The sequence below is a fragment of the Oerskovia sp. NPDC056781 genome, from assembly GCF_042789955.1.
In the GTDB taxonomy this organism is placed as follows: Bacteria; Actinomycetota; Actinomycetes; order Actinomycetales; family Cellulomonadaceae; genus Oerskovia; species Oerskovia rustica.
This window is the reverse complement of record NZ_JBHUAD010000119.1, coordinates 1-12,328: the sequence shown is the minus strand read 5'-3', so window position 1 is coordinate 12,328 and position 12,328 is coordinate 1. Positions and strand designations below refer to the sequence as shown.

Sequence of the window (12,328 nt, the reverse complement as noted above, 5' to 3'; positions counted from 1 at the left end):
GGGCGTGACCTCGAGGTCACGCCCGTCCGGACGACCAGGTGCCGGTCGGCCTCGGGGGACTCAGTGCAGCGGCGGCGCGACCTTCTCCGCCGCGAGCACCCTCGGCCCCCGGGACGTGTCCGCGACGTGCGCCACGAGCATCTCGCCCGGCTCCAGGAACGGGTCCCTGCTCGGCAGGGCGTTCGCGACGGGGCGTCGCGAGTGCTGGCCCAGGACGTCGAGCACCGTGGGCAGGACGGGCCGGTGCGTGCACAGCACGGTCGACCGCTCGGACTCGAGGAGCTCGCGCACCGTGCGTGCGACGCGCGACGGCGACCGCTCGTGCTGCGCCTCGGACAGGTGGTCGATCGAGATCCGGTCCAGCCGCGCGGCCTCGGCGTACGGCGAGATGGTCTGCTCGCAGCGATTCCACCGGCTCGTGACGACGGCGTTGACCCCGTACGCCGCGAGCACGGGCACGAGCGCGACCGACTGCGCGTGACCCGCGGGCGTGAGAGGGCGGTCCTCCTCGGCGCCGTGCCACGCCGCACGCGTCACTGCCTTGCCGTGGCGGGCGATCACGACCACGCGGGTCGCGAGGCGGTCCTGGGCGAACTCCTCGGCCAGCGCCGCGAGCGGCCCGCGGTCCGCCTTGCGGGTCACGCGCCGAGCCGCGTCCTCGACGCCGAGCCACACCGCGTCGTCGATCTCGTCGACCGACACCGGGGGCACGGGCGCCCGCGCGGCGAGCGGTCCCGCGTCGCGGACCCGCTTGGCCTGCCGTGCAGCCCAGTAGTGCACGCGCTTCACACGTCCCTCGGGCGTGAGGTACTGGAGTCCCGGCAGCGGTACGCCGAGGACCACTGGCCTGCCGGTCTCCTCGGCGACCTCGCGCACGGCGGCCGTCTGGAAGGCCTCGCCCGGGTCGAGCTTGCCCTTGGGCCAGGACCAGTCGTCGTAGCGCGGCCGGTGCACCAGCTTGACCTGGAGCTCACCGTCACGCACCCGCCACACGAGCCCGCCCGCGGACTCGATCACGGGAGCGTGGGGGACGTGCGTGGGGCCGAGCGTGTCCACGAGCGGGGCGAACGAGGACGAGCTCATCGACCCATGCCCAGCCGCCGGCGTTGTCGGGTGATCAGGGTCGACTGGATGTCCATGAGCGGACCCTCGGGTCCGACCGCGTGCCGTTCCCACGACCCGTCGCTCCGCAGGTGCCACGAGGCCGTGCCGTCGTCCATCGAGACGTCGATGAGGTCGATCAGGTCCGAGACCTGCTGGGGGTCCACGAGCCGCACCAGGGTCTCGACGCGGCGGTCGAGGTTGCGGTGCATGAGGTCGGCCGAACCGATGAAGACCTCGGGGCCGGACTCGGGGCCGTCGGCGATCGCCGGGCCGCCCGAGTTGGCGAACGCGAAGATGCGCGAGTGCTCCAGGAACCGGCCCAGGATGGACCGCACCCGGATGTTCTCGCTGAGCCCCGGCACCCCCGGGCGGATCGCGCAGATCCCTCGGACCACGAGGTCGACCTTCACACCGGCCTGCGAGGCCCGGTACAGGGCGTCGATGATGGTCTCGTCGACGACCGAGTTGACCTTGAACTTGACCCACGCCTCGCGCCCCTCGCGAGCCGCGACGGCCTCGCGCTCGATCCGCTCGACGAGCCCCGAGCGCACCGAGCGGGGCGCGACGAGGAGCCGGTGGAACCGGGACTGGGGTGCGTAGCCGGACAGCTGGTTGAACAGCCGCGTGAGGTCCTGGCCGACCTCGGGGTCCGCGGTGAGCAGTCCGAGGTCCGTGTACAGGCGTGCGGTCTTGGGGTTGTAGTTGCCCGTGCCGACGTGGCAGTAGCGCACGAGGCCCTCGGGCTCCTGGCGGACCACGAGCGAGAGCTTGCAGTGGGTCTTGAGCCCCACGATCCCGTACACCACGTGCACGCCCGCCTGCTCGAGCTTGCGGGCCCAGGAGATGTTGGCCTGCTCGTCGAAGCGGGCCTTGATCTCGACGAGCGCGAGGACCTGCTTGCCGGCCTCGGCCGCGTCGATCAGGGCGTCCACGATGGGGGAGTCACCCGACGTCCGGTACAGCGTCTGCTTGATCGCGAGCACGTTCGGGTCGGCCGCGGCCTGCTGCAGGAACGTCTGGACCGAGGTCGAGAACGAGTCGTAAGGGTGATGCAGCAGGATGTCGCGGTCGCGGATCGCGGCGAACACGTCGGTCGGGCTCGCGCTCTCGACCTCGGCGAGGAAACGGTGGGTCGTCGGCACGAAGCGCGGGTAGTGCAGGTCCGCGCGGTCGAGGTCCGCGATGAGGTTGAGCCCCGTGAGGTCGAGCGGTGCGGTCAGCTTGAAGACCTCGTCGTCGGCCACGTCGAGCTCTCGCACGAGGAGCTGGCGGATGCGAGGGCTGATCCCGTCGGCGATCTCGAGGCGCACGGGCGGGCCGAACCGGCGGCGCAGGAGCTCCTTCTCCATGGCCTGGAGCAGGTTCTCGGCGTCGTCCTCCTCGACCTCGACGTCCTCGTTGCGCGTCACGCGGAACGTGTGGTGCTCGCGCACCTCCATGCCGGGGAACAGGTGGTCGAGGTGCTGCGAGATGACGTCCTCGAGCGGCACGAACGACGTCGGCCCCTTGTCAGGGTCGGCGGCCTGCGAGCTGGGAGCGGACGGGCGCCCGCGCGAGTCGACCGCGATGAAGCGCGGCAGCAGCGGCGGCACCTTGACGCGCGCGAAGTGCTCCTTGCCCGTCGTCGGGTTGACCACGACGACCGCGAGGTTGAGCGAGAGTCCCGAGATGTACGGGAAGGGGTGCGCCGGGTCCACGGCGAGCGGTGTGAGGACGGGGAAGATCTGCTTGCGGAAGAACTTGTGCAGGCGCTCCTGCTCGCGCGTGTCGAGCTCCTCCCAGCGCAGCAGGGAGATGCCCTCGGTCGCGAGCGCGGGCTGCACCTGGTCGGCGAACACCGCGGCGTGGCGGGCCATGAGCTCGTGCGCGCGCTCGCTGATCGCGTCGAGGACCTGGCGCGGCGTCAGCCCGGACGCGGCCGTGACCGCGAGGCCCGTCGCGATGCGTCGCTTGAGTCCGGCGACGCGGACCATGAAGAACTCGTCGAGGTTCGACGCGAAGATCGCGAGGTAGCGCACGCGCTCCAGCAGGGGCTGCGTCTCGTCCTCGGCGAGCTCGAGCACGCGCTGGTTGAACGAGAGCCAGCTCAGCTCGCGGTCGGCGAAGCGGTCGGCGGGCAGGGGCTCGGCGTCGAGCACCTCCACGTCGATCGTGCCGGTGACCGGTTCCTCCTCGGCGATGTGCTCGGCGATGTGCGCCGCGAGCTCGGGGTCGAGGACGGCTCGCGGGCTGGACGCGCGCACGGCCTCCGGCTGCTGGTCCGGGCGCGCGGAGGTCCGGACGCCGGGACGGACGGTGGAGTCGGTCATGACTTCATGGTGGCATCACTCGGTGAACTTTGGGTGACGGGGTTCACTGCCGGCGGCCCGTACTGGACGTCGACCGTGTCCTTGCCGAAGCCGGCCCCGAGGTAGGTGCGGGTCGCGGCGGCGTTGTCACCGTCGACGTAGAGGACCGCGCGGTCGAGCCCGCGAGCGGCGAGGTGCGCGAGGCCGACGGCGGTCAGCACCTTCCCGAGCCCCTGGCCCTGGGCGTCGGGGTCGACGCCGACGACGTAGATCTCGCCCTCGCGCACGCCTCCGGTCCGGTCGGTGGGCACCTTGGTCCACAAGGAACCGGCGAGCGAGCCGTCCTCGCGCTCGAGGAGGAAGAAGCCCTCGGGGTCGAACCAGTCCTCGGCGACGCGGGCGTCGAGGTCGGCCTGGCCGAGGCGGCCCTGCTCGGGGTGGTGCGCGAAGGCGCGCGCGTTGACGCGGAGCCAGGCGGCGTCGTCGGGCCCGGGGCGGAAGGTGCGCAGGTGCAGGCCCGCGGGGACCTCGGGGCGCTCCCACGTCCCGGACCGCAGGTCGAGCCCCATCTTCCACAGCTCGCGCACGACGACGAGCCTCGCGTCGGCCGCGAACGCCCGGGCGGCGGGGAGGTCGCCGTGCGCCCACACGTGCAGGACGCCGCCGTGCTGGCCGGGCTCGCCCGAGCGTGCGGGCAGGGTCGCGTCGCGCTGCGCGGTGCGCAGCAGCATGCGGCCGGTCCGACGGCGGCGCGCGGCCGGGTGCACCACGAGCTCGGCGCTCGCGACGTCGCCGCCGCGGTCGACCTGGGCGTACCCGGTGACCGCTCCCTCGTCGTCGTACGCGACGACGTGCGTGAGGTCCTCGTCGTCGACGCCCAGGCGCAGGAGGGGCTGCTCGGAGAGGGGGGCGACGCCGTCGGACTCCTGGGCGGCCGCGGCCAGGGCACGGACCTCGTCCGCGGTGGCCGGGTCGAGCGGGCCGATCTCGAGGGGGGAGCGCATGGCTCCATCCCATCACGTCGGGCGCACGGTCACCGAGCCGTCGGCGGGTCGCCGTGCGTCCGGCTCAGGGCTGCGCCAGGTGCTCGGAGAGGAACATCAGCCCATAAGGGAGGCCCACGTGGACCATGGCCCACGTGTGCCCCTGGCCCTTCTCCTCGCGCAGCTCGACGGTCTGGCCGCGCTCGGTGAGCACCGCGGCGAGCCGGCGGTTGGCCTCCCGGTCCTTGTGCGGCGACTCGGTGCCGCCGTCGAGGAACACCGCGACGCGCTCGGAGAAGTCCATCGTGGGGAGGTAGCGGCTGGGGGAGTTGGCGTCGAACTCCTCCTTCGTCGCGAGCATCCTGCGGCCACCGTCTCCCGGGTCGCCGTAGGGTTCGAGCGCCATGATCGCGCCGAACGTGTCGAGGTGGCGCAGCCCCAGGTTGAGCGCGCAGAAGCCGCCCGAGGACATCCCGCCGATCGCGCGGTGCTCGCGGTCGGGCAGGGTCGGGAAGTTCTTGTCGACCCACGGGATCACGACGTCCGTCACGTACGTCTCGACCTGGGCGCCCCCCGTGGTCGAGTCGAGGCACTCGGTGTCGCGCGCCGAGGGGCCCTGCCCGTTGACGTCGACCGCGACGAGGATCATGGGCTCGACGAGGTGGGCCCCGAGCAGCGTGTCCATGACGTTCGCGCTGTCGGCCGCGGCGAACCAGTCGCTCGGCTGGCCGGGGCTGCCGTGGAAGAGGTAGACGACGGGGTAGCGCGTGGCTGCCGCGGGGTCGAAGCCGGGCGGCGTGTAGACCCAGGTCGTGCCGTCGGCCATGCGCAGGTCCGGGGCCTTGACGGGCGTCGAGGTCACCGACCCCGCCTCGGAGGACCCGTCGCGCTCCGACGGCTCGTCCCGGTGGCTGGGCGGCGGGTCGACGAGCCCCCACCCGGCCATCGTGGTGCGCAGGGCCGCGGTGTTGGGCACGTAGCCCGCGTACGCGTTGACCGCGACCGTGACGGACAGGATCACGAGGAGCCCCGACGCGATCGTCCCGGTCCAGGCGCGCCAGGCCCCGGTCCGGCGGCGCCCGCGGTCGTTCTCGCCGCCGTCCGCGCGGCGGGCCGCCGCGCGACGTCGCCGGTCCCACGCGACGAGGACCGCGACCCCGATCGCGGCGGCCGCGAGCAGGGCGACCGTCCACCACGAGGACATCCAGTCGCCGCGTCCCGCGAGCTCGCGCAGGACCGCGGGCGGCAGGGTCGCGGCGGTCTCGGGCTCGGGGAGCGGCGCGGTCGCGGACAGCAGCGAGGCGCCCGGCAGGGGCGCGCCGGGAAGGGCGTCGAACGGGGTCACCCCTCCAGGGTGCCCGCCGCGCACAGGTCGCACCGGGCGGACACCCAGGCGGCCGCCAAGGTCCACGGGACGTTCACGGGGTTTCCCCACGGTGCCCGCCCCGCTGTGCGGCGCGTCACGGGCCCTCCCGGATGGGTCCCGGCCCGCGCGGGGTTGGTACGGGAGTGAGCACCTCGCCCGGCCCCGCCCAGCCCCTCGACGTCGACGTCCTCGTGGTGGGCGCCGGACAGGCCGGGCTCTCGGCCGCGTTCCACCTGCGGCGGCGGGGCTTCGTCCCGCTCGGGAGCGACGGCCTCCCGTCGAGCAGGCCCGACGGCGGAGCGTCCTCGGGGGCCCCGCGCACCTTCGTGGTGCTCGACGCGGCGCCCGCCCCGGGCGGCGCGTGGCAGTTCCGCTGGCCGTCGCTCACGATGGCCCAGACGCACGCGGTGCACGACCTGCCCGGCCTGGCCCTCGACGCGGGCGACCCGCAGGAGAGCGCGAGCACCGCCGTCGGGCGGTACTTCGGTGCGTACGAGCAGGTCAACGACCTGCGGGTACGACGGCCCGTCGCGGTGCGCGAGGTGCGCGACGACCCGTCCGGTGCGCTCCTCGTCGAGGCGACCACGCCCGACGGGCCGGTGGCCTGGCGCGCGCGGACGCTCGTCAACGCGACCGGGACGTGGACCAAGCCGTTCTGGCCCTGGTACCCGGGCCGCGAGACGTTCGCGGGCACGCAGCTCCACACGCACGACTTCGGTGCCGCCGAGGACTTCGCGGGCCAGCGCGTGGTCGTCGTGGGCGGCGGCGCGTCCGCGACGCAGTTCCTGCTCCAGATCGCCCCGCACGCGGCCTCGACCACGTGGGTCACGCGCCGTGAGCCCGTGTGGGTCGGCGGCCCGTTCGACGAGAACCGGGGCCGGGACGCCGTGGCCCTCGTCGACGAGCGCACGCGCGCGGGCCTGGCCCCGGAGAGCGTCGTGTCGGTCACGGGCCTGCCGCTCACGCCCGTGTACGAGGCGGGCATCGCCTCGGGCGTCCTGCACCGCCTGCCGATGTTCTCGCGCGTCGTGCCCGACGGCGTCGTGTGGGACCCCGGCGTCCGTCCCGACGGCGTGACGCACCAGGGCGCCGACGTGATCCTGTGGGCCACGGGCTTCCGGGCCGCGCTCGACCACCTCGGACCGCTCGGGCTGCGTGGGCCCGGAGGGGGGATCGTCATGGACGGGCCCACCGTGGTCGCCGACCCGCGCGTCCAGCTCGTCGGGTACGGGCCGAGCGCGTCGACGATCGGGGCGAACCGGGCCGGGCGGGAGGCGGTGCGGGCCGTGCTGCGGGTCCTGGACGCGGAGGTGTCAGAACCGACGAGGGCAGGTCACGCTCCTTCTGACAGCTCCGTGGTGGCGCCCGCCACTAGGCTGCCGAGGTGACCCCCGAACCCCTGCCCGATCCTGCCGACCGAACGGTCGACCCGCCCGTCGACCGCGTCCAGCGGCGGACCGTCTCCGTCCTCGCCGCGAGCCAGGTCTTCGGTGGGATCGGGGTCGCGACCGGTATCTCGGTGAGCTCGCTCATCGCGTCCGAGCTCTCGGGCTCCGACGCCATCGCAGGCCTCGCCCAGACCACGGCCGTCGTCGGCGCCGCGATCGTCGCCCTACCGCTCTCGCGCCTCGCCGAACGCCACGGCCGACGCCGGTCCCTCACCACCGGGTACGTCGTCGCGTTCCTGGGCGCGCTCCTCGCGGCGACCGCGACCTTCCTCCAGACCTGGCCCCTGCTGCTCGCCGGGATGCTCCTCTTCGGGGCCGGCTCCGCGACCGGCCTCGCGTCGCGCTTCACCGCGACCGACCTCGCCCGCCCCGAACGCCGGGCCACCGACCTCTCGGTCGTGATCTGGGCGACGACCATCGGGTCGGTCCTCGGGCCGAACCTTGCCGGGGCGACCGAGAAGCTCGGCCTCTTGCCCGGCCCGGCCGGGGAGCACGGTGCGCACGGCACGTCCGCCGCACCGCTGCTCGTCGCCTCCCTCGCGTTCGCCGCGGCCGCAGCCTCCGTCTGGCTGCTCCTGCGCCCCGACCCGCTCCACGTGGCCGCGGCGCGCGCGGTGACGGGGACGAACCGGACCTCCGCCCACGCACCCGAGGACGCGGCGCCGTCGGGCCTCGTGGACGCCCAGGGCGCCGCCCACCCCCCGGCGCCCCCGCGCCCCGGCTTCCGCGCCGGGCTCGCCGCCGGGTGGGCCGTGATCCGCGCGTCCGCGACCGCGCAGCTCGCGCTCGCGGCGATCGTCGTGAGCCACCTCGTGATGGTCGGGCTCATGTCCATGACGCCCGTGCACATGGGGCACGGCGGCGCGAGCCTGCAGATCATCGGGATCGTCATCAGCGCGCACATCGCGGGCATGTACGTGCTCAGCCCCGTGATCGGGTGGGCCGCGGACAGGGTCGGCCACTCGCGCGTGCTCGTGGTGGGCGGAGCGATCCTGCTCGCCTCGGCCGTGATCGTCGCCGGGGCGCCGAGCGACGACTCGGCACGACTGACCGTCGGGCTCGTGCTGCTCGGCGTGGGCTGGTCGTGCGGGCTCGTGGCCGGTTCCGCGCTGCTCATCGACGCGACGCCCGCGACCGACCGGACCCAGGTCCAGGGACTCTCCGACTTCGCGATGAACCTCGGCGGGGCCCTCGGCGGGGTGCTCGCCGGGATCGTCATCGCGGTCTCGTCGTACGCGGCGCTCTCCTGGGGCGCCGCGGTCCTGCTCGTCGCGTACCTCGTGCTGGTCGCGGGCAGGCTCCTGAGGAAGGATGGGCCGCGATCCCCCGGACACCGGCCGAACCGATCGTGAAGGAAGCACCCACCCCGTGACAGCATCCGCCCTGCCCGAGACCCGCACCGCGCTCGACGTCCTGACGACCGTCTTCGGGTACGACCACTTCCGGGGCGACCAGGCGGAGATCATCGACACCGTGCTCCGCGGGCAGGACGCGCTCGTCCTCATGCCCACAGGCGGCGGCAAGTCGCTCTGCTACCAGATCCCCGCGCTCCTGCGGCCCGGGACAGGCGTGGTCATCTCGCCCCTGATCGCCCTCATGCAGGACCAGGTGGACGCGCTGTCCGCCCTCGGGGCACGCGCCGGGTTCCTCAACTCGACCCAGTCGGTGCCCGAGCGCCGCGCGGTCGAGGACGCCTTCCTCGCCGGAGAGCTCGACCTGCTGTACCTGGCCCCCGAGCGCCTCGGGGTGCCCGAGACCGTGCGCCTCCTGCAGGCCGGGAAGGTGTCCCTGTTCGCGATCGACGAGGCCCACTGCGTCTCGGCGTGGGGCCACGACTTCCGACCCGACTACCTGCGGCTGACCGTGCTCGCCGAGACGTGGCCGGACGTCCCGAGGATCGCGCTCACCGCGACCGCGACCCGGCAGACGGCCGACGAGATCGTCCGACGGCTCGAGCTGCACGACGCCCACACCTTCGTCTCGAGCTTCGACCGCCCCAACATCACCTACCGCATCGCACCCAAGGACTCCCCGCGCACCCAGCTCGTCGACCTGATCCGGGCCGAGCACGCCGGGGACGCGGGCATCGTCTACTGCCTCTCGCGCGCCTCGGTCGAGACCACCGCCGAGCACCTGAACGCGCACGGGATCCCGGCGCTGGCCTACCACGCGGGCATGCCCGCACCCCTGCGCGCAGCGAACCAGTCGCGGTTCCTGCGCGAGGACGGCATCGTCATGGTCGCGACCATCGCGTTCGGCATGGGCATCGACAAGCCCGACGTGCGGTTCGTCGCGCACCTCGACCTGCCCAAGTCGGTCGAGGGGTACTACCAGGAGACGGGCCGCGCCGGGCGCGACGGCCTGCCGTCGACCGCGTGGCTCGCGTACGGGCTCCAGGACGTCGTCCAGCAGCGCCGCATGATCGACACGTCCGAGGGCGACGCGGCGCACAAGCGGCGCATGGGCGCGAACCTCGACGCGATGCTCGCCCTGTGCGAGACCATCACGTGCCGCAGGGTCCAGCTCCTCGCGTACTTCGGCCAGGACGGGCCCGCGTGCGGGAACTGCGACACCTGCCTCGCCCCGCCCGAGTCCTGGGACGGGACCGTCGCAGCGCAGAAGGTCCTCTCGACCGTCCTGCGCCTGGAACGTCAGGGGCAGCGCTACGGCGCCGGGCACGTCGTCGACATCCTCACCGGGAAGCCGACGCCCCGGATCACCTCGCTGGGACACGACCAGCTGCCCGTCTTCGGAGTCGGTGCGGACCTCAGCGCCACCGAGTGGCGCACGGTCGTCCGGCAGGTCCTCGCGCAAGGCCTGCTCGGCGTCGACAGCGAGGGCTACGGGACACTGAGCCTGACCGAGGCCGCCGACCCGGTGCTCGGCGGCAAGCAGGAGGTCCGGCTGCGCCGGGACGTGCGGACCAAGACGACCCGGACCCGCAAGCCCGCAGCCGCGGCGGCAGACGCGGAGCTGACCCCCGACGCCGCGGCGCGCATGGAGAAGCTGCGCGCCTGGCGGGGCGCGACCGCGAAGGAGAGCGGGGTGCCGGCCTACGTCGTCTTCCACGACGCGACCCTGCGGGCGCTCGCGCAGCGCAACCCCGTCTCGATCGACGACCTCTCCGACGTCAGCGGGATCGGCGCCGCCAAGCGGGAGCGCTACGGCGAGGCGATCGTCGAGCTCCTCGCCGAGGGGTAGCGCGGCCCCCAGAGCGCGGCGCCCGGGCCGGGCGCGGGTAGCGCGGCCCCCAGAGCGCGGCGCCCGGGCCGGGTGTGGGTCGGCCGGGCGCGCGCCGTCAGCGTGCGCCGAGCTGCTTGTAGAAGATCGTCGTCGACACGAGCGCGCCGCCCGCGACCCGCGCGAACCCGGGGACGGCGCCGACCTCGGTCCAGCCCCACCGGTGGTACAGGGACTCGGCCAGGCTGCCCGTCTCGGTGTCGAGCGTCAGCAGCGACAGCCCCTCGGTGCGCGCGAAACGTTCGATCGTCGCCATGAGCCCCGGCGCGAAGCGGTGCCCGCGAGCCTGACGGTGGACCAGGAGCTTGACGACCTCGGCGCGGTGCGCGCCGTTGTCCTTCGAGGTCAGGGCGAGCGAGGCGGTCGCGACGATCCTCCCCGAGTCGTCGCGACCGACCCACGTGCGGTGCTCCGGGTCCGCGAGGAACGCCGACCACCAGGCCGTCGCAGCCTCCTTGGTCGGCGCCTTGACCCAGCCGACGCTCGCACCGCCCTGGACGCAGTCGATCAGCACGTCCGCGAGGTGCGACAGGTCGGCAGTCCTGGCGGCGAGGCTGTCGAGCAGCGAGAGCCCGGCAGGGACGCTCGGACCCGGGCGGCCCGGTGCAGGTCGGCCGTCCTGGCCGGGCCTGCCGGATCCTCCCGACCTGCCGGACCGGACCGTGGACCCGCCGCGGGAGGGCGGGGAGACGAGCGCGCCGCCACCGGGCGCGGGGAAGGTGAGGGGTTCGATGCGCATGGCCGTCACGGTAGCCGCGGTGCGTTTCGCCCCCGTGAACGGCAGGGGAGGCTCGTGTGACAGAACCCGCCCTCGACGTGTCAGAGCGAGCGTGGCCTCTGGTCCTCGCTGGTTCTGACACCCCCTGCCGGGGCGGGTCGCCGCGCGACGCACGCCCCTGCCGGGAAGACTGGGGACTCCCCGCGTCCCGTGACGTGCACCCTCAGGAGGTCCCGTGTTCCTCAGCCTGCTCGCTGCCGTCGCCGCCGCGATCGGCTACGGCGTCAGCACCGTCATGCAGGCCGTCGCGGCCCGCCGCGCCCAGGGGCTCGCGGTGGTGCGGCAACCGCTCGTGATCCTCGCGTTCACGGTCGACCTCGTCGCATGGCTGTTCTCGCTCGTCGCGCTCGACCACCTGCCGCTGTTCGTGGTCCAGGCCGTGCTCGCGAGCTCGCTCGTCGTGACGGTCCTGCTCGCCAGGGTGTTCCTCTCGGTGCCCATGCGGCGGATCGACGTCGCGGCCATGACGGCGATCGTGGCAGCGCTCGTGGTGCTCGGGATCGCGGGCGGCGAGCAACCTGCTCCCGTCCCGCCGGACTGGTTCTCACCCGTGCTCATCGGGGTGGCCGTGGGGCTCGCGGTCCTCGCGCTGGTGTTCTACAAGGCCGGGAGCCCGGTGCTGCTCGCCGTGATCGGGGCCCTCGGGTACTCGGGCGCGGCCGTCGCGGCGCGCGGTGCGCACGCCTCCGGGGACATCTGGGACACGATCTTCCAGCCGCTCGCGATCGCGATCGTCGTGTTCGGGGTCGTGGGTGCGCTCGCCTACCTGCGGTCGCTCGAGCACGGCAAGGTCGGGACGAACGCCGCGATCCTGTCGGTCGTCGAGGTCGTCGTCCCGGGGGCCGTGGGCATCGCGGTGCTCGGGGACACGATCCGCTCGGGCTGGGACCCGGCCGTCGCCGTCGCGGCGCTCGTCGCGCTCGCGGGCTGCGTGGTCCTCGCGACGAGCCCCGCGAACGAGGCGGCCGAGGCGGGGGACGCGAGCGACGGCGTCGGGCCGTCCAAGGACGCGGCGCCCGAGCCGGCGTAGGGCGCCCCGGCCGGGCCGGGCAGCCCACAGGTCCCGACGGCGGAGCCGCCCGACGTGCGGTGTCCGCACCCGAGACCTGTGAGGCCTCGGG

9 protein-coding genes are annotated in these 12,328 nt (G+C 74.0%); 4 read left to right on the top strand and 5 right to left on the bottom strand.

The window, feature by feature from the left end; genetic code table 11:
* Positions 1–60: 60 nt before the first annotated feature.
* The 4 genes from ACFRCR_RS11555 to ACFRCR_RS11540 form a co-directional block, all read right to left on the bottom strand.
* Positions 61–1,083, bottom strand: a complete 1,023-nt coding sequence (locus ACFRCR_RS11555) for an NUDIX domain-containing protein (RefSeq protein WP_377677675.1) — start codon at positions 1,081–1,083, stop codon at positions 61–63.
* Positions 1,080–3,413, bottom strand: coding sequence for an RNA degradosome polyphosphate kinase (locus ACFRCR_RS11550; protein ID WP_377677673.1), 2,334 nt, complete (start codon positions 3,411–3,413; stop codon positions 1,080–1,082). Before ACFRCR_RS11550 ends, ACFRCR_RS11555 begins: the two co-directional genes overlap by 4 nt.
* A complete protein-coding gene (gene mshD / locus ACFRCR_RS11545) occupies positions 3,410–4,396 on the bottom strand; it encodes a mycothiol synthase (protein WP_377677671.1) in 987 nt (328 codons plus the stop codon). The genes ACFRCR_RS11550 and mshD overlap by 4 nt, the downstream gene beginning before the upstream one ends.
* Positions 4,397–4,460: 64 nt before the next feature.
* On the bottom strand, positions 4,461–5,720 hold the full coding sequence (locus tag ACFRCR_RS11540; RefSeq protein ID WP_377677669.1) for an alpha/beta hydrolase: 1,260 nt from the start codon (positions 5,718–5,720) through the stop codon (positions 4,461–4,463).
* 164 nt (positions 5,721–5,884) lie between these two features.
* Here ACFRCR_RS11540 and ACFRCR_RS11535 point away from each other — a divergent pair, with 164 nt between their 5' ends.
* From ACFRCR_RS11535 to recQ, 3 genes are read left to right on the top strand one after another with little or no spacing between them, the layout of a single operon-like run.
* Entirely contained in the window at positions 5,885–7,129 is a 1,245-nt protein-coding gene (locus tag ACFRCR_RS11535; protein WP_377677667.1) for an NAD(P)-binding domain-containing protein, read from the top strand.
* A complete protein-coding gene (locus ACFRCR_RS11530) occupies positions 7,126–8,541 on the top strand; it encodes an MFS transporter (protein WP_377677666.1) in 1,416 nt (471 codons plus the stop codon). The genes ACFRCR_RS11535 and ACFRCR_RS11530 overlap by 4 nt, the downstream gene beginning before the upstream one ends.
* Positions 8,501–10,390, top strand: coding sequence for a DNA helicase RecQ (recQ, locus tag ACFRCR_RS11525; protein ID WP_377677664.1), 1,890 nt, complete (start codon positions 8,501–8,503; stop codon positions 10,388–10,390). Before ACFRCR_RS11530 ends, recQ begins: the two co-directional genes overlap by 41 nt.
* Before the next feature lie 97 nt (positions 10,391–10,487).
* Here the strand turns inward: recQ and ACFRCR_RS11520 are convergent, their stop codons facing one another.
* Positions 10,488–11,168: a GNAT family N-acetyltransferase gene (locus ACFRCR_RS11520; protein WP_377677662.1), complete on the bottom strand. Its 681-nt coding sequence runs from the start codon at positions 11,166–11,168 to the stop codon at positions 10,488–10,490.
* Between the two features lie 214 nt (positions 11,169–11,382).
* Between ACFRCR_RS11520 and ACFRCR_RS11515 the strand changes: the two genes are divergently transcribed.
* Positions 11,383–12,237 (top strand): hypothetical protein, encoded by an 855-nt coding sequence (locus ACFRCR_RS11515; RefSeq protein ID WP_377677660.1) that lies wholly within the window; start codon positions 11,383–11,385, stop codon positions 12,235–12,237.
* Positions 12,238–12,328 lie beyond the last annotated feature (91 nt).